Here is a 16,179-nt window from a genome sequence, read left to right as displayed (position 1 = left end):
GGGCAAACCTTCCCGACATGGTTACCGAAGGGTAAACGGGCCTCCATGCGCGTTTTCGGTTTGTTCACATTCTCGTGGCACTGGTTGGGGCATCAGGATAGGGTATGGGCATGACAGGCACGATTCGCATCATCGGCATCGATCCGGGGCTTCGACGCACCGGCTGGGGCATTATCGAGACGCTCGGCAACAGCCTGAAATTCGTCGCCTCGGGGACCGTGACCTCCGACGGCGACATGGACCTCGCCTCCCGCCTCTGCCAATTGCATGACGGGCTGGCGGAAGTCGTGCATGCCTACCAGCCGCACGAGGCCGCCGTCGAACAAACCTTCGTCAACAAGGATGCGGTCGCCACGCTGAAGCTCGGCCAGGCGAGGGGGGTCGTCATGCTGGTGCCGGCGAGGGCCGGGCTGCCCGTCGCCGAATATGCGCCGAACGCGGTCAAGAAGGCGGTGATCGGTGTCGGCCACGGCGAAAAGCAGCAGATCCACATGATGCTGAAGATCCTGATGCCGAAGGCGGAGTTCAAGGGCAACGACGCCGCGGACGCGCTGGCAATCGCCATCTGCCACGCCCATAACCGCGGCGGCCAGCGGATGCGCGCCGCGCTCGCCGGCTAGTTTGTTCTTGACTTGTTCTTGTTCGGGCGATAAGTAATACCTGAGAGGTATTACCATGCGCGTCACCGAAAAAGGCCAGGTTACGATCCCCAAGGAAATCCGCGACCGATTGAAGATCGGACCGGGGTCGGAGGTGGATTTTATCGTGTCTGATGACGGCGTGAGGCTTGTCAGGCTCGACGACAGCAAGCAGGACTACAAGAGCTTCGAAGAATGGGCGGACAGCGTCAAAGGCACCTGGGATCTCGGCGGCATGACGACCGATGAGTATATCGACTGGCTTCGGGGACCGCGCGATGACCTCGACCGTCGTTGATACGAATGTGCTGATCGATATGCTTGGGCCTGCCACTCCGGTGCGGAACTGGTCGCTCGGTGCATTGAAACGGTGCGCGGAAGAGGGCGAGCTTATCCTCAATCCGGTCATCTGGTCGGAACTGTCGGCATCGCCGCTGAGTGAACTCGAGATCACCCTGGCATTCGGGTGGCTCGGTATGAAGCGCGAGACCTTGTCTTATGATGCGGCATTTCAGGCGGGTAAGGCGCATTTTTCCTACCGCAGGTCCGGCGGACTTCGTGAGCGAACGCTGCCGGATTTCCTGATCGGCGCCCATGCCGTGGTCCGCTCCCATCGTCTCCTCACCCGTGATGCAGCCCGTTACCGCGCCTATTTCCCTTCGCTCGACATCATCTCCCCCGAAACCCATCCCTGACGGACATCTTTCATGATCGGCAAGCTCAAAGGCACTATCGACGAGATCGGCGACGACTATGTGCTCGTCGACGTTCATGGCGTCTGTTACGAGGTCTTCTGTTCGTCGCGGGTGCTGTCGAAGATGGGGTCGGTCGGCGAAGCGGTGGTACTCTTCATCGAGACCTATGTCCGCGAGGATCAATTCAAGCTTTTCGGCTTCCTGAGCGCGCTGGAGCGGGAATGGTTCAACCTGCTGCAGAGCGTGCAGGGTGTCGGCGCCAAGGTGGCGCTCGCGGTGCTCTCGACGCTGACGCCCTCCGAGCTTGCCAATGCGATCGCCCTTCAGGACAAGACGACTGTCTCGCGTGCGCCCGGCGTCGGGCCGAAGGTCGCGGTGCGTATCGTCACCGAACTCAAGAACAAGGCGCCCGCCTTTGCCGGCGAGGCTTCGGGCAATATCGGCCTCAAGCAAGAGCTTGGCGAGGGCGTGGCCGCTGCACCGGTTGCGGATGCCGTCTCGGCGCTCACCAATCTCGGGTACTCCCGCGACCAAGCCGCGAACGCGGTTGCGGCGGCGCTCAAGAACGGCGGCGAGGGGGGCGATAGCGCCAGGCTCATCCGGCTGGGGCTGAAGGAACTGGCTCGGTGATTCCTTGCAATTTTCTATGATCCTTACTAAAATAAAAAGTAAGGAATGGAGGTGCTCATGGGCTATGGCGCAAAATTGACCTCTAAAGGTCAGACGACAATTCCAATCGAAATCAGGAAGTATCTCAATCTTAGTCCAGGTGATCAAATGGACTTCGTCATTGAAAATGGTGAAGTCAAAATAAGGGCCAAGACGCGGAGCGTCATGGAGTTTGCGGGTATTCTCGGCCATGCTCCCAACGGCGTCCGTTTGACCATCGAAGAAATGAGCGAAGCCGCGGCGGAAGCGGCTGCAGAAGATGATCGGAGGATCATGCGTGATTGGCATCGATACAAACGTGCTCCTCAGATTTCTGATGACGGACGATCTGAAACAGTACGAAAGCGCAGTTGAGTTCTTCCGTTCGAGATCGGCAGAAAGTCCGGCTTATATTTCGCTCTTCGTTTTCGCCGAAGCATGTTGGGTGATGCGGAAACGTTACGGCTACAAGAATCAGGAGATTGCGTCACTGTTTCGAGGACTATTGGAAAGCCGAGAGCTTGTCTTCGAGGATCCGGATTTTATAGAGACCATGTTCTTGGCCGATGGTTTCGGCAAGTTTGACGTTGCAGACTATATGATCGCCGAACTCGCAAAGAGAATTGGCTGTTCAAAAACGGTGACTTTCGACAAAACTGCCGCACGATACATACCCGGAATGGAACTTCTCGCATGAGTGAACCCGCCCGCCTGATAACGCCGGAAAAGCGGGGCGAAGACCTGGATACGACGCTGCGCCCGCAGTCGCTGGACGAGTTCACCGGCCAGGCGGAGGCGCGCGCCAACCTGAAGGTGTTCATCGAGGCGGCGAAAAACCGCGGCGAGGCGCTCGATCACGTGCTGTTCGTCGGCCCGCCGGGGCTTGGCAAGACGACGCTGGCGCAGATCATGGCGAAGGAACTCGGCGTCAATTTCCGCTCGACATCCGGCCCGGTCATCGCCAAGGCAGGCGATCTCGCGGCCCTGCTCACCAATCTCGAGGAGCGGGACGTGCTCTTCATCGACGAGATCCACCGGCTCAATCCCGCGGTCGAGGAAATCCTCTATCCGGCGATGGAGGATTTCCAGCTCGATCTGATCATCGGCGAAGGTCCGTCGGCGCGATCGGTGAAGATCGATCTGTCGAAGTTCACGCTGGTTGCCGCCACCACCCGGGCCGGTCTGCTCACCACGCCGCTGCGCGACCGGTTCGGCATTCCCATCCGGTTGTCCTTCTACACGGTCGATGAGTTGGAACTGATCGTCCGGCGCGGTGCGCGGCTGATGAGCCTTTCGATGACCGATGCAGGCGCCCGCGAGATCGCCCGCCGCGCCCGCGGCACGCCACGCATCGCCGGACGTCTCTTGCGCCGGGTGCGCGATTTCGCCGAAGTGGCGAGGGCCGAAGCGGTGACGAAGGAGATCGCCGACGAGGCGCTGACCCGGCTGCTGGTCGACAATATGGGCCTCGACCAGCTCGACAAACGCTATCTCAACATGATCGCCGTCAATTTCGGCGGCGGGCCGGTCGGTATCGAGACGATCGCCGCCGGCCTGTCCGAACCGCGCGATGCGATCGAGGACATCATCGAACCCTACATGATCCAGCAGGGTTTCATCCAGCGCACGCCACGGGGCCGCGTTTTGACCGCAAACGCGTGGAAACATCTGGGAATGCAGCCGCCGAAGGATCTCGAGGCCGCGCAATTCCGGATGAATCTCGAGGATGACTGAGTGCTCACAAGGCGGACTTTGCTCAAGGCCTTCGCCGGAGGAGTTGCGACCCTGTTCGCCCTGGCCGCCTATCCCTTCGTGGAGGTGATGGCACGGCCTCGGCTGACGCAATATGCCGTCACGCCCAGGCGATGGACGCCGGGATTGAAGCTGCGCGTTGTCGTCCTTGCGGATATCCACGCCTGCGAGCCCTGGATGAGCCTCGACCGGATCGGGTCGGTCTGTTCGGCGGCCAATGCGCTGAACGGGGATGTCATCCTGCTGCTCGGCGATTACGTGTCGGGAATGAACCTGCTGACCGAGCATATCCCGTCGGCGGATTGGTCGCGGGTGTTCTCGGCGCTGAAGGCGCCGCTCGGCGTTCATGCGGTGCTCGGCAATCATGACCATTGGGAGGATCTTCGCTTCCAGAGAGATCCCCTCGCCGAGAATATCGCGGCGGCTGCACTGAGGGCGGTTGGAATACCGACCTACATCAACGAGGCCGTCAGGCTGGAGAAGGACGGCCACTCGTTCTGGCTGGCAGGCCTCGGTGACCAGATGGCTCTGCGCCCCGGCAAAGACTTCAAGCGGACGATGATGAGGGGCATCGACGATCTTCCGGGAACGCTCGCGCAGATTGACGACGACGCGCCGGTGCTGCTCATGGCACATGAGCCGGACATATTTCCGCAGGTGAGCGAGAGGGTCAGTCTGACGCTTTCTGGTCATACTCATGGCGGCCAGATCAATATCCTGGGCTGGCGGCCCGCCGCTGCATCGCAGGGCTCGCGGCGTTATCCGGCCGGGCATTATCGTGAGGGGGAGCGTGATCTCATCGTGTCCCGGGGCCTCGGCTGTTCCATCCTGCCGGTGCGAGTGGGCTCGAGGCCGGAAATCGTCGTGATTGAACTGGGGTAAACCGCATGGCGCGCACTCGCATCCGTATCAAGACCAAGAGCAAGCGTATTTTCCAGATGCGGATTGCCGGCCTTGGATTCCGGTACGGTTACGTGCTGGTGCATCGCGCCGTGGATGAGGCCTTCTGGACTTTTCCGGGCGGGCGGGCGGAGATCGGCGAGACGTCGGAAGAGACACTCAGACGCGAGATGGTCGAGGAAATCGGTGCCGAGGTGAGCGTTCGCCGGCTGCTCTGGTCGGTCGAGAACTTCTTCCACTACGAAGACCGCGACTGGCATGAGCTCGGTTATTATTACCTGATGGACATACCGGAGACCTTTCCCTTTCATCCGACGGACATCGTCCATCGGATCAGGGACGAGCACGATCTGGAATTCAAATGGGTACCGGCGACGACCGCGGCGCTGAGGGCGCTCGACATCCCGCCCTACTTCATCGCCGAGGAGATCGAGAACCTGCCCGTCAGTCCGCGCCACCTCGTCTGGCGCGACGGCGACCTCGACCTGAAATCTTAAGTTCGATCTTTTTCCGCATTCCGACGGAGTTCAGCGCTCGCCACCGGCGATCGTCGGCCGGCGCGGGCAAAACGTGCGCCCTTTCCGCGCGCCCGCATTCCGGCTGGAACATCTGCGCATCGCTTGCCGTTTCTCCCCCGGAAAGGAGAACGCCATGCAGAAGATCGAGATCGGGAACGAGGTCGCGTGGACCTGGGGGCGATCCGCGGCCAGGGGCAAGGTCGCCCAGACATTCACCAGCGACGTGGAGCGCAGGATCAAGGGCAAGACGATCAGGCGCAAGGCGGATGCCGATGAGCCCGCGTTCCTCATCCGCCAGGAAGACGGCGACCGCGTTCTCAAGAGCGAGTCCGAGCTGAGGAAGACCCATGGATAGCGAAATCCCCGATCACGTCCCGCCTGCCGAAGTGGCGCAGGCCGCTGAAAAAGGCTTGAAGCTTCGCTCCCAGCACCGCCGCGGCGGCACGATGGTGGGCGTCGCCAGAGCCCGGGACCTCAAGAACCGCAAGTCGATCTCGGAAAAGACGGTGCGGCGGATGGTGAGTTATTTTTCCCGCCACAAGACGGACAAGCGTGCTGAGAACTTCGGCGACGACGAAAATCCGTCCACCGGTTACATCGCCTGGCTGCTCTGGGGGGGCGACGCGGGCCAGAAATGGGCCGAGGAGCATAAGAAAGCGATCGAAAAGGCAAAGAACGAAGCAAAGATGCGGCGCTTCACGCAGTCGCATTGAGAGCGGCCGCAAGATCCGCGATCGTCTGCCGCAAGAGCGTTCTGCCGCCCGGCTGCCAGCCCAGCGCCCTCAGTTTGTCCGTCGACATGACGTTGACGGCGGCGCAATCTGTCGGCGGCGGCAGGTTGTGATCGGACCCCGGCAGAGAGCCGAGGATTTCGCGGGTATCGGTCAGTATGTCCGACGCATTGAACACCTGGCCGGCGATCTTACCGGTCTCTGTTTCCAGCATGAGGCGAACGGCGGCGGCGACATCGCGACCATGCGTCTCCGTTCCCGCACGCGACGGAACCGGCCGGCCCGCCAGATAATCCGAAAAGAGCGCGTCCCATTTATTGGGGCGCAGATTGCCGTAAACGCCGGTGAGCCGGAGAGACGAGGTGGCAAAACCCGGGGCCGAAAGCTCTGTCAGTGCTCCCTCGGCCCAGAGCTTGATCTCGCCGTAGAGCCCGTCCGGCTTCAAAGGCAGGTCTTCGTCAAGCACCGTTCCGGCCGGTTGCCCATCATAGACGGCCCTGCTCGAGAGGAAGACCGCCCGGCGGGTGCCGGCCTTCCTGGCGGTCTCGAACAGCTTGACGGTGCCGTCGAGGTTCAGCCGGCGGAAACGATCGGGATCATCGCCTTCGCCGCCACGATATTTTCCGGGCAAATGGTCGAAGGCGGCATGGACGAAAAAATAGGCCTCGTCGAAAGCTTCGATCTGGTCGAGGGCGGGATCGAGCGAAAGGGGTGCGAACTCGACGGGTTTGGAAAAGAAGCCAGGCGCCGGCGGGCTGCGCCCTCCGACAATCACCTGATATCCGGCATCGATGAGGCCTTCGACGATGTAGCGACCGACCAGGCCCGTTCCGCCCGATATCAGCACCTTCATGGCGTTTCTCCCGGTTTCGGCAGGCTGGAGAGGGCGGGGATTTCGCGATCCTGGTAAAATGCATGCCAGAGGTCGATCAGCGGCCGCAGCCGGTCGGCCTTCGGATGATCCTTCTCCCACGGCTTCTCATACTGGTAATGCAGCACGCCGATGCTTTCCCAGTTCCAGAGGTCGGGCATGTTGAACCAGACGTATTGCAGCATGTTCATGAAGACCGGCAGGCCGTGCCAGTCCGGAAAGAAGGTTTCCAGAAACGTCTGGTCCGTCCGCCGCCAGAAGGCGTTCGGCTGGTCGAGCGCCGCAAGCATCCTGTCAAAAGTCTCCGCGGAAGGTTTGGCGACGAAGACGCCGGAGTTCAGGCGGTGGAAGTCCGACAGGTTTTCATAGACGTTCGGGGCTGCGGAAAATTCCGGATAGGAAAACAGCTTGTCGATCGGCTTCAGCACCAGCGCGTCGGCGTCGATGAAGATGCAGGTTTCGTAGTCGGTGAGCTGCCAGAGCCGAAGCTTGCAGAAATTATCGAGCGGCGTGTGGAAATCCGGTTTGCGGCCCTTGGTGAAGGGGGCGGCGCCATGCAGGTTTTTTCGCGCATGCCGTTCGTTGAAGGCTTCGGAGAGGGGCAGATGTTCGACCTCGACCAGTCGGCAGCCAAGGGCTTCGAGCGGGGCGAGGGCTGTGCGCTCGACGCCGCCGGTGTGGAGGACGACGATATCGGCCTCAGTGCCGGTGCGGCGGATGGATCGGGCCAGCGCGGTGGCGCCCATGGCGTAGTCGGCATTGGTGACCAGGGTAACGAAGGCGTTGGTCATGAAGGTGTCCCGCTCACGACACCGACTTCAACCTCACACCCTCCGGGTCATGTTCCACCTTCGCGGCGATGTCCCTCGTCCAGGCGGAGACGGCCGGAACGCGTGATCTGTCAACGCGGTAGGCGTATTTCTTCGCGACGTCGACGATCTCTCCGAGCAGTCCTTCGCCGAGCGTCGTCGGTTCGAGACCGAGGCCCAGGAATTTTTCGTTCTTCACCACCAGCTCGTTTTCCGGCGCTTCCTTGCGCGGGTTGGGCAGCCAGGCGATCTTGGAGCCGCTCATCCGGGCGATCATCTCGGCAAGATCGCGCACCCGGTGGGTCTCGGTCATCTGGTTGAAGATCTCGACGCGGCTGCTGCGGGCAGGCGGGTTGTTCAGCGCGATCTCGATGCAGCGGACCGAATCCTGGATGTGGATGAAGGCGCGGGTCTGGCCGCCGGTGCCGTGGACGGTGAGCGGATAACCGATCGCGGCCTGGATGAGAAAACGATTCAAGACCGTCCCGTAATCCCCGTCATAGTCGAATCTATTGATCAATTGCGCGTGCCGGCGGGTCTGTTCGGTGTGGGTGCCCCAGACGATGCCTTGGTGCAGGTCGGTAATCCGCAATCCGTCGTTCTTCGCGTAGAACTGGAAGAGCTGCTGATCGAGGCATTTGGTCATGTGGTAGATCGAGCCGGGATTGCTCGGATAGAGAATTTCCTGGGAAACGGTGCGGCCGTCGGCCGTTTCGATGCCGACCGGGAGGTAGCCTTCCGGGATCGCCGCTCCGACCGTCGAATAGCCGTAGACGCCCATCGTGCCGAGATGCACGAGATGCGCGTCGAGATCGAGTTCGACCAGCGCATTCAAGAGGTTATGGGTGGCGTTTACATTGTTGCTGACGGTGTAGTTCTTGTGCCGGTCGCTCTTCATCGAATAGGGCGCGGCCCGCTGTTCGGCGAAGTGGATGATGGCGTCCGGGCGGTGTTTTGAAAGCCAGCCCTTCAGGAGTTCGTAGTCCTTGGCGAGGTCGATCAGATGGAAATGAATGCGGCGTCCGGTCTCGGCATGCCAGATGCGGGTGCGTTCCTGGATGCTGTCCATCGGCGTCAGCGACTGGACGCCAAGCTCCGTATCGATCCAGCGGCGGGAGAGGTTGTCGAGGATGTGGATCTCGTGGCCGGCGTCGGACAGGTGAAGCGATGTCGGCCAGCCGACGAAGCCGTCGCCGCCCAGGACTGCAATCTTCATGAGTTACTCTCCGCTGGTTTTCGACTTATTTCCTGATAGGGAGGATATGTGACAGCACGTCAAAACTGGGGCGGCATTGCGCGCTTATCCAGTGGAGTAGAGGGAATTTCCAAGGCAAAGCCATGAAGGAACACAATTTTTTGTTATCGGGCGAATTGATGGAAGGTGGCCATCGGCTGGCGCAGCGCGTCTATTATGAAGACACGGATTTTTCCGGCCTCGTCTACCACGCCCGTTATCTGCATTTCCTGGAGCGCGGCCGGACCGACTATCTGCGCTGCCTCGGCTGCGAGCAGAGCGCGCTGCTTTCCGCCGACGAGGAGGGGCTGGTCTTCGTCGTCCACCGGATGGAGATCGACTTCAAGCAGCCGGCCCGCATGGACGACATCCTGATCATCCAGACGGTGACGGAAAAAGCGGGTGGCGCCAAGATGGTGTTCAACCAGGAGATCCGCCGGGGCGAAACGCTGCTGATCGCCGCAAAAGTGGTGATCGCGGTCATCAACAGGCACGGGCGTCCACGCCGGCTGCCCGAGAGCGTGGCGGAAAAGTTTCTCGGGCGCCCGGCCGAGCAGGTCAATCCGGTCTAGGCGGGGTCTATGGGCCGCCGCAGACATGCTGCGAATCGGCCATCGCCCAGCTCTGTCCGGTGCGGGCATTGGTGACGAAATATTCGCGGCCCCGGTCGTCGCCCTGCGGGCAGCGTTTGGGAATGGCAATCAGGCACATGGTCACCTTGTCGCCGGGCTTGGAGGCGATCAGCGCCTCCTCGCGGGCATAGGAAACCTGATAACCCTCATTGGCATATTCGATGCCGGTTCCGGCGTCGTAATCCTCGTCCTTGATGGGATCCTGGCCGACCCGCGGATGGACCTCGGTGACGTTGGTGACGGAGCATTGGCCGATCTTCGCGGGCAATGTCGGGGAGGGCTTGGCCCGGCCGCCCGCGATCGTGCTGGCAGTGATGTCCGCGGGGATGCTCTTAGGCCCGCCGAGTTCGCCAAGGACCGCGATATACGTGCTCAGAACGCAGGATCGGTTGGAGCCGCAGGATGACCGGTCGCTCGTGAAGTCGCGTAGAACCTGGCGGGTCTCCGCCCTTTTCTCCCGTTCGGCCTTTTCCTGGATCCGCGGAAGCTGCGTGTCCAGCGCCGAAAGGAGAGGATCGTTGCAGACGATCAGCTCATCGGGCGAGGGGACGCCCTTGCAGTCGAACGAGGCGGCATGGACCGGCACCGCGATCAACATCGTCAAGGCAATCAACACTGCGCGCCACATGGTGTGTCCCCGAGAATCCGATTCTGACAGTGTCATAACCCGTGAATGAGAAAAAACTAAGTTGGAAGTTGCCGGCTTTCCTTGTTCCAACTTCAAGTGATCTGGGAACTGGCGATTGCAAGGTCCGCCTAAACCTTTCGTTAACGATAATGGTGTCTTACTGAGACATGAGGAATTTGTGCAACGCACGCCTTCCTTTGACCAAAATTGAAAGCGAGAAGCCAAGCTTGAAGCTCAGGGTATCTTGGGGTTAGGGCTAAGCGCATCCAGCGGTCAAAGATATACTCGCGAGAGCGCTTTTGAACCGCCCGGTCCTTAAAGCCGGGCGTTTGGATTCGGGGATAGTAGATGGAACAGGTAGGTTTGGCGGCAGCGGCGAGCGAAGTGAGCCTCTGGTCGCTGTTCATGCAGGCCGGTCTGGTCGTCAAGCTGGTGATGATAGGTCTCATCGGCGCATCGATCTGGACCTGGGCGATCGTGATCGACAAGTATATCAGCTTCGGCAAGGCCAAGCGCCAGTTCGACCAGTTCGAGCAGGTCTTCTGGTCCGGCCAGTCGCTGGAAGAACTTTACCGTACCCTGTCGGAACGGACGAACACCGGCCTTGCCGCGATTTTCGTCGCCGCCATGCGCGAGTGGAAGAAGAGTTTCGAGCGCGGCGCGCGTTCGCCGATCGGCCTGCAGATGCGTATCGACCGGGCGATGGACGTCACCATGTCGCGTGAAGCGGAAACCTATGAGGCGCGCCTCGGTTCGCTGGCGACGATCGGCTCGGCCGGTCCGTTCATCGGTCTGTTCGGCACGGTCGTCGGCATCATGACCTCGTTCCAGGCGATCGCCGGGTCGAAGTCCACCAATCTCGCCGTCGTCGCACCGGGTATCGCCGAAGCGCTGCTCGCCACCGCGATCGGCCTGGTTGCCGCTATTCCGGCGGTCATCGCCTACAACAAGTTCACCGCCGACGCCGGCAAGCTCTCTGGCCGCATGGAAGGTTTCGCGGACGAATTCTCCGCCATCCTGTCGCGCCAGATCGACGAGAAGCTGCAGCCGCGCCAGGCGGCGCAGTAAAAAGCCTCTCGGGCTCAAGGAGTAACGTCTCATGGGTATGTCGGCCGGAGGAGCAAAATCGGGTGGCGGTCGTCGCAGGCGCGGCGGTCGTCGCAGCGGTGCGATCAGCGAAATCAACGTGACGCCGCTCGTCGACGTCATGCTGGTGCTGCTCATCATCTTCATGGTGGCGGCACCGATGATGACCGTCGGCGTGCCGATCGACCTGCCGGAAACGCAGGCGAAGGCGATGAACGCCGATACCCAGCCGATCACCGTCTCGGTCAATCCGAAGGGCGAAATCTACCTGCAGGAAACGCCGATCGGCCTCGACGAGATCGTGCCGAAGCTTCAGGCGATCGCCACCACAGGCTATAACGAACGTATCTATGTGCGCGGCGATACGACCGCGGCCTACGGCGTCGTCATGAAGGTCATGGCCCGCATTTCTTCTGCCGGGTACAAGAATATCGGCCTCGTGACCCTGCAGGAACAGGAGAAGTGATCGCGGCGCCATGAAGGTCAGTCTCGGCACATCGCTGGTCCTACACACGCTGGTACTCGGCTTGGCGCTCGTTTCGCTGAGCGCGCCCGCGACTTTCGACGTGGCCGAAGTGGACGCGCTTCCCGTCGACATCGTCTCCGTGGAATCGATCACCCAGACCCAGCAGGGTGACAAGAAGGCGCCTGCCAGCCAGAAGCCTTCGCCCAAGGAAACCAAGAACCAGAAGATCGTCGAGAACGCCCAGAACGCGGGCGAGAACGACGTCGACCTGAAGACACCTCCGACGCCGACCACCAAGCCGCAGCCGACCGAAACCACGGCGGCTCCGAAGCCGGTGGAACGGCCGACGCCTACCCCGACGCCGGAACAGAACCAGGTCAAGGATATCGTCAAGGAAGAGACGGCTCCGAAGCCGACGGAGATGGCCGCTCTGCCGCAGCCCAAGCCGGAAATCACGCCACCGAAGCCGGAAGCGACCCCGCCGAAGCCCGAGCCTACGCCGCCAAAGCCGGAGGCCGCCAAGCCGACGGCCGTGCCGCTGCAGAGCGAAAACACGTCCGAGACGGGTGAACTGCCGCAGGCGGTTCCGACGCCCGCCTCCAGGCCGCAGCCGCCGAAGCCCGAACCGCCGAAGGAGCAGGCCAAGCCTGTTGAAAAGCCGGCCGAGACGAAGCCGGATACGGCCAAGGCAGCCGAGACGGCCAAGACCGACAACAAGGCGACCGCATCCGTCAAGCCGTCCGACAAGAAGGAAGGCAAGCAGCAGGAGACCGCCAAGTCGTCATCTTCGATGGCGAGCGATTTCAATGCCGACGACATCGCAGCCCTTCTGAACAAGCAGGAGGCATCCGGCGGCGGTGCCAAGCGTTCCACCCAGGTGGCCGCCCGCGGCGATACCAAGACCATCGGCGTCGGCCTGAGCTCCAGCGAGATCGACAACGTCAAGGGGCAGATCCAGGGCAACTGGGCGCTCGTCGGCGGTTTGACCGGCGTCTCGGAAGTGCGCGTGAAGATCAGGGTGCAGCTCGATCAGTCCGGCAATATCGTCGGCGATCCTGAGGTGACGGCCACCGGCGGTCCGGAAGGAACCCGGCGCGCGGTCGAAGGCAGCACGCGCCGCGCCCTCATGAAATCCGCCCCGCTCAAGAATTTGCCGGTCGAAAAATACCAGGGCGAAAAGGGCTGGAATGTTTTGGTGCTGAACTTCGATCCGTCGGAGTTCGCATTGTGAGCCGGCAGGTATGGAACCGATGCAGAAACAGATGAAACGGAACCTGCCCCGAAACTCTCGTATTAAGCTGAAAGGCTTGTTTCAATGATCAAGAGTTCTTTTTTTCGCGCCGTGATGGTGGCCGCGGGGATGTTGACGGCATTGATGGCCGCGACCCCGGCCAACGCTGTCGTCGAGATCAACATCAACAAGGGCAATATTCAGCCGCTGCCGATCGCGGTGACGGATTTCCTGTCGAACAACGATCTCGGTGCACAGATTTCCCAGGTGATCGCCGCAGACCTGCAGCGCTCCGGGCTTTTCGCGCCGATCAACAAAAGCGCCTTCATCGAAAAGATCGCCGATCCCAACAAGGCACCGCGCTTCGAGGACTGGAAGGTCATCAATGCGCAGGCGCTGGTGACGGGCCGTATCACCCGCGAAGGCGACGGCCGCCTGCGCGCCGAGTTCCGCCTGTGGGATACGTTTGCCGGCAGCCAGATGACCGGCCAGCAGTTCTTTACCCAGCCGGAAAACTGGCGCCGCGTCGCGCATATCATCGCCGATGCGATCTATAAGCAGATCACCGGCGAGAACGGCTATTTCGATACCCGCGTCGTGTTCGTCTCCGAAAGCGGGCCGAAGACCGCCCGCCAGCGCCAATTGGCGATCATGGACCAGGACGGCTTCAACGTCCGCATGCTGACCAACACCAAGGATATCGTGCTGACGCCGCGCTTCTCGCCGAGCCGGCAGGAAGTCACCTACATGTCGTTCGAGGGCAACCAGCCGCGGGTCTACCTGCTGCAGCTGGAGACCGGGCAGCGCGAAGTGGTGGGCAATTTCCCGGGCATGACGTTCTCGCCGCGGTTTTCGCCGGACGGCCAGAAGGTGATCATGAGCCTGCAGCAGGAAGGCAATTCCAACATCTATACGATGGACCTGCGCTCGCGCACCACGACGCGGCTCACCTCCACGGCTGCGATCGACACATCGCCGTCCTATGCACCGGATGGCGGGCGCATCGCGTTTGAAAGCGACCGCGGCGGACGTCCGCAGATCTACGTGATGAATGCCGACGGTTCGGGCCAGACCCGCATCTCCTTCGGCGACGGATCCTATTCGACGCCGGTGTGGTCGCCGCGCGGCGATCTGATCGCCTTCACAAAACAGTCGGGCGGCAAGTTCTCGATCGGCGTGATGAAGCCCGACGGTTCCGGCGAACGCATCCTGACGAGCGGCTTCCACAACGAAGGCCCGACCTGGGCGCCGAACGGCCGCGTGCTGATGTTCTTCCGCCAGAATGCCGGCGCTGGCGGTCCGCAGCTCTATTCCATCGACCTGACCGGCTATAACGAACTCCAGGTCAAGACACCTTCCTACGGTTCGGATCCTGCCTGGTCGCCGCTGCTCGAATAGGGCGCCTTGATGAAAGAGGCGGATTTCCGCCTCTTTCCCGCCCCAATCTGCTGAAATTGAACGAAAAGGGACACCGGGAATATTTTGTTAACCATAAGAATTTGATCATGGTTAACCCAACCCGGTTAGAATCTGGAAACTCTGAAAGTTACTGATCAAGGAGAGACCGGCCATGAGCCGCATCGATACTTCGGCGATGAGCCGCATGCAGATCCTCGCCCGCAATCCTGCCGTTATCGCCCTGACTGTGGCGCTTGCACTGGCCGGCTGCGCCAACAAGAAGAACCTGCCGAACAATGCCGGCGAGCTCGGTCTCAACGGCGCCGGCGCCGCAACGCCCGGTTCGACCCAGGACTTCACCGTCAATGTCGGCGACCGCATCTTCTTCGACACCGATAGCACTTCGATCCGTGCCGACGCTCAGCAGACGCTCGACCGTCAGGCGCAGTGGCTGGCCCGTTATCCGAACTACGCGATCACCGTCGAAGGCCATGCCGACGAACGCGGCACGCGCGAATACAACCTGGCGCTCGGCGCCCGCCGCGCTGCCGCCACCAAGGAATACCTCGCCTCGCGCGGCGTTCCGGCGAATCGCTTGAAGACCATCTCCTACGGCAAGGAACGCCCGGTCGCCGTCTGCGACGACATCTCCTGCTGGTCGCAGAACCGTCGCGCGGTCACCGTTCTCGGCGGCGCTGGTATGTGATCCGAGCCACAGGCTCGATATAAAAGGCGGTCTTCGGGCCGCCTTTTTGTTTTTTCCATAGTTTAGCCCTGTTTTCCGGGATTTTTGACCGGGAGCTCGGTTGCTTTTTGCCGGCAGTTGGAAAAATCTCCTCTCGCGCCAATCCGGCGCAGACTAAAGAGCAGGACGGACAAAGATGAAGAAACTTGTCTTGGCAGCGATGCTGGGGCTGATGGCGACGAGCGCCCCGGCCGGGGCTTTGTCGCTGCCGAAACTCTTCCAGGGCAGCAATCAGCCTGCTGCAGAACAGCCGCGGGAAACCACTCCGCCCCCGGTTATTCTGGCGCAGAGCAATGATGCCGTCCGTATCCAGCAGCTCCAGGAAGAGGTCCGGCAGTTGAACGGCCGGATCGAGGAAATGAGTTTTCAGCTGCTGCAGATGCAGGAGCAGCTGCGCAAGACGCAGGAAGACAACGAATTCCGCTTCCAGGACCTGGAAAAGAAGAAGCGCACCGAAGTGGACGACGCGACCGGGAAACCGGCCGTGGCGTCCAACCGCGCTCCCTCCGCCCAGCCCCCGTTGCCGCAGGCGACTGCCCCCGCCCAGTCCTCCGACGATGTCGCCCGGATCATCGAATCGCCGTCCGGTCAGGGTGCCGGCGGAGCAACCGCACCTGGCCGCGCACCGCCTCCGACGACGCTCGGTTCGATGGATCTCGACCAGAACGGCAATCCGCGTGGCGCCAGCCGCAACGACCGGGCCAACAATGCCGCCGGGCTTCCGGGCGTCGAGACCGGCCCGCAGACGACCGGCAGGACGCCGGCACCGACGGGCAGAACCGATCCGCAGCAGACCGCGTCGCTCGGCAGCGAGAACGATGCCTATCAGACCGCCTACAACCATGTGCTGGCCGGCGACTACCCACTCGCCGAGAAGGAATTCAACGGTTATCTGGCCGCCTTTCCAAAGGGCGCCAAGGTGGCGGATGCGAGCTTCTGGCTCGGCGAATCGCAGTATTCCCAGGGGAAATACAACGACGCCGCCAAGACCTTCCTCAACGCGCACCAGACCTACGGCAAGTCGCCCAAGGCGCCTGAAATGCTGCTGAAGCTCGGCATGTCGCTTGCCGCACTCGACAATACCGACACGGCTTGCGCAACCCTCAAGGAAGTCACCCGGCGTTATCCGAGCGCGCCGAAGGCCGTGCTCGCCAAGGTGGGCAGCGAACAGAAGCGCCTGGCCTGCTGATCCGCGGC

The 16,179-nt window shown here is 61.6% G+C and carries 22 protein-coding genes; 18 read left to right on the top strand and 4 right to left on the bottom strand.

The genetic code is table 11. The annotated features are described in order from the left end of the window. The first annotated feature begins 110 nt into the window (after positions 1-110). The 11 genes from ruvC to ACSQ3G_RS14020 all read left to right on the top strand — a co-directional run bounded on the left by ruvC (position 111) and on the right by ACSQ3G_RS14020 (position 5,864). Positions 111-620 (top strand): crossover junction endodeoxyribonuclease RuvC, encoded by a 510-nt coding sequence (gene ruvC, locus ACSQ3G_RS14070; protein WP_105400888.1) that lies wholly within the window; start codon positions 111-113, stop codon positions 618-620. 55 nt (positions 621-675) lie between these two features. After that, a complete protein-coding gene (locus ACSQ3G_RS14065) occupies positions 676-936 on the top strand; it encodes an AbrB/MazE/SpoVT family DNA-binding domain-containing protein (protein WP_105421999.1) in 261 nt (86 codons plus the stop codon). Next, entirely contained in the window at positions 917-1,333 is a 417-nt protein-coding gene (locus tag ACSQ3G_RS14060) for a type II toxin-antitoxin system VapC family toxin (protein WP_436110473.1), read from the top strand. Before ACSQ3G_RS14065 ends, ACSQ3G_RS14060 begins: the two co-directional genes overlap by 20 nt. A 12-nt stretch (positions 1,334-1,345) precedes the next feature. After that, positions 1,346-1,963, top strand: a complete 618-nt coding sequence (gene ruvA / locus ACSQ3G_RS14055; RefSeq protein ID WP_038544898.1) for a Holliday junction branch migration protein RuvA — start codon at positions 1,346-1,348, stop codon at positions 1,961-1,963. A 57-nt stretch (positions 1,964-2,020) separates the two neighbouring features. Then, entirely contained in the window at positions 2,021-2,356 is a 336-nt protein-coding gene (locus ACSQ3G_RS14050) for an AbrB/MazE/SpoVT family DNA-binding domain-containing protein (protein ID WP_436110472.1), read from the top strand. Then, positions 2,319-2,678, top strand: a complete 360-nt coding sequence (locus tag ACSQ3G_RS14045) for a type II toxin-antitoxin system VapC family toxin (protein ID WP_436110471.1) — start codon at positions 2,319-2,321, stop codon at positions 2,676-2,678. The genes ACSQ3G_RS14050 and ACSQ3G_RS14045 overlap by 38 nt, the downstream gene beginning before the upstream one ends. Continuing rightward, positions 2,675-3,715, top strand: a complete 1,041-nt coding sequence (gene ruvB / locus ACSQ3G_RS14040; protein ID WP_436110470.1) for a Holliday junction branch migration DNA helicase RuvB — start codon at positions 2,675-2,677, stop codon at positions 3,713-3,715. Before ACSQ3G_RS14045 ends, ruvB begins: the two co-directional genes overlap by 4 nt. Beyond that, positions 3,716-4,615 carry a metallophosphoesterase gene (locus tag ACSQ3G_RS14035; protein WP_436110469.1) on the top strand — a complete coding sequence of 300 codons (900 nt, stop codon included), beginning with the start codon at positions 3,716-3,718 and terminating at the stop codon, positions 4,613-4,615. A 5-nt stretch (positions 4,616-4,620) separates the two neighbouring features. Then, positions 4,621-5,130 (top strand): NUDIX hydrolase, encoded by a 510-nt coding sequence (locus ACSQ3G_RS14030; protein WP_436110468.1) that lies wholly within the window; start codon positions 4,621-4,623, stop codon positions 5,128-5,130. A 154-nt stretch (positions 5,131-5,284) separates the two neighbouring features. Further along, a complete protein-coding gene (locus ACSQ3G_RS14025; protein WP_436110467.1) occupies positions 5,285-5,506 on the top strand; it encodes a hypervirulence associated TUDOR domain-containing protein in 222 nt (73 codons plus the stop codon). Continuing rightward, positions 5,499-5,864 (top strand): hypothetical protein, encoded by a 366-nt coding sequence (locus tag ACSQ3G_RS14020; RefSeq protein WP_436110466.1) that lies wholly within the window; start codon positions 5,499-5,501, stop codon positions 5,862-5,864. The genes ACSQ3G_RS14025 and ACSQ3G_RS14020 overlap by 8 nt, the downstream gene beginning before the upstream one ends. Here ACSQ3G_RS14020 and ACSQ3G_RS14015 read toward each other — a convergent pair. The 3 genes from ACSQ3G_RS14015 to ACSQ3G_RS14005 are packed head-to-tail and all read right to left on the bottom strand — an operon-like array spanning position 5,848 to position 8,778. Further along, positions 5,848-6,735 (bottom strand): NAD-dependent epimerase/dehydratase family protein, encoded by an 888-nt coding sequence (locus ACSQ3G_RS14015; protein ID WP_436110465.1) that lies wholly within the window; start codon positions 6,733-6,735, stop codon positions 5,848-5,850. The genes ACSQ3G_RS14020 and ACSQ3G_RS14015 overlap by 17 nt on opposite strands. Continuing rightward, positions 6,732-7,544: a glycosyltransferase gene (locus ACSQ3G_RS14010; RefSeq protein WP_436110464.1), complete on the bottom strand. Its 813-nt coding sequence runs from the start codon at positions 7,542-7,544 to the stop codon at positions 6,732-6,734. The genes ACSQ3G_RS14015 and ACSQ3G_RS14010 overlap by 4 nt, the downstream gene beginning before the upstream one ends. Before the next feature lie 13 nt (positions 7,545-7,557). Then, positions 7,558-8,778, bottom strand: a complete 1,221-nt coding sequence (locus tag ACSQ3G_RS14005) for an NAD-dependent epimerase/dehydratase family protein (RefSeq protein ID WP_436110463.1) — start codon at positions 8,776-8,778, stop codon at positions 7,558-7,560. A gap of 122 nt (positions 8,779-8,900) precedes the next feature. Here ACSQ3G_RS14005 and ybgC point away from each other — a divergent pair, with 122 nt between their 5' ends. Then, complete coding sequence (gene ybgC, locus ACSQ3G_RS14000) at positions 8,901-9,368, top strand: tol-pal system-associated acyl-CoA thioesterase (protein ID WP_436110462.1); 468 nt, start codon at positions 8,901-8,903, stop codon at positions 9,366-9,368. A gap of 7 nt (positions 9,369-9,375) precedes the next feature. On the opposite strand, the gene ACSQ3G_RS13995 is transcribed toward ybgC, so the two are convergent. Continuing rightward, positions 9,376-10,056 carry a lysozyme inhibitor LprI family protein gene (locus ACSQ3G_RS13995; RefSeq protein WP_436110461.1) on the bottom strand — a complete coding sequence of 227 codons (681 nt, stop codon included), beginning with the start codon at positions 10,054-10,056 and terminating at the stop codon, positions 9,376-9,378. Between the two features lie 348 nt (positions 10,057-10,404). Here ACSQ3G_RS13995 and tolQ point away from each other — a divergent pair, with 348 nt between their 5' ends. The 6 genes from tolQ (at position 10,405) to ybgF (ending at position 16,171) form a co-directional block, all read left to right on the top strand. After that, positions 10,405-11,124, top strand: coding sequence for a protein TolQ (gene tolQ / locus ACSQ3G_RS13990; RefSeq protein WP_037076986.1), 720 nt, complete (start codon positions 10,405-10,407; stop codon positions 11,122-11,124). Between the two features lie 31 nt (positions 11,125-11,155). After that, positions 11,156-11,608, top strand: a complete 453-nt coding sequence (tolR, locus tag ACSQ3G_RS13985) for a protein TolR (protein ID WP_046634957.1) — start codon at positions 11,156-11,158, stop codon at positions 11,606-11,608. Between the two features lie 10 nt (positions 11,609-11,618). Next, complete coding sequence (tolA, locus tag ACSQ3G_RS13980; protein WP_250809751.1) at positions 11,619-12,839, top strand: cell envelope integrity protein TolA; 1,221 nt, start codon at positions 11,619-11,621, stop codon at positions 12,837-12,839. Positions 12,840-12,923: 84 nt separating this feature from the next. Further along, the gene (tolB, locus tag ACSQ3G_RS13975; protein WP_038544862.1) at positions 12,924-14,237 is read left to right on the top strand and encodes a Tol-Pal system beta propeller repeat protein TolB; all 1,314 of its coding nucleotides are present in this window, start codon (positions 12,924-12,926) and stop codon (positions 14,235-14,237) included. Between the two features lie 172 nt (positions 14,238-14,409). After that, entirely contained in the window at positions 14,410-14,943 is a 534-nt protein-coding gene (gene pal, locus ACSQ3G_RS13970) for a peptidoglycan-associated lipoprotein Pal (RefSeq protein ID WP_046666774.1), read from the top strand. A 175-nt stretch (positions 14,944-15,118) separates the two neighbouring features. Beyond that, entirely contained in the window at positions 15,119-16,171 is a 1,053-nt protein-coding gene (gene ybgF, locus ACSQ3G_RS13965) for a tol-pal system protein YbgF (RefSeq protein WP_436110460.1), read from the top strand. The last annotated feature ends 8 nt before the right edge of the window (positions 16,172-16,179 follow it).

Origin of the sequence: Neorhizobium tomejilense, assembly GCF_964254135.1 — a bacterium.
GTDB lineage: Bacteria > Pseudomonadota > Alphaproteobacteria > Rhizobiales > Rhizobiaceae > Neorhizobium > Neorhizobium tomejilense.
This window is presented reverse-complemented; position numbering and strand designations above follow the sequence as displayed.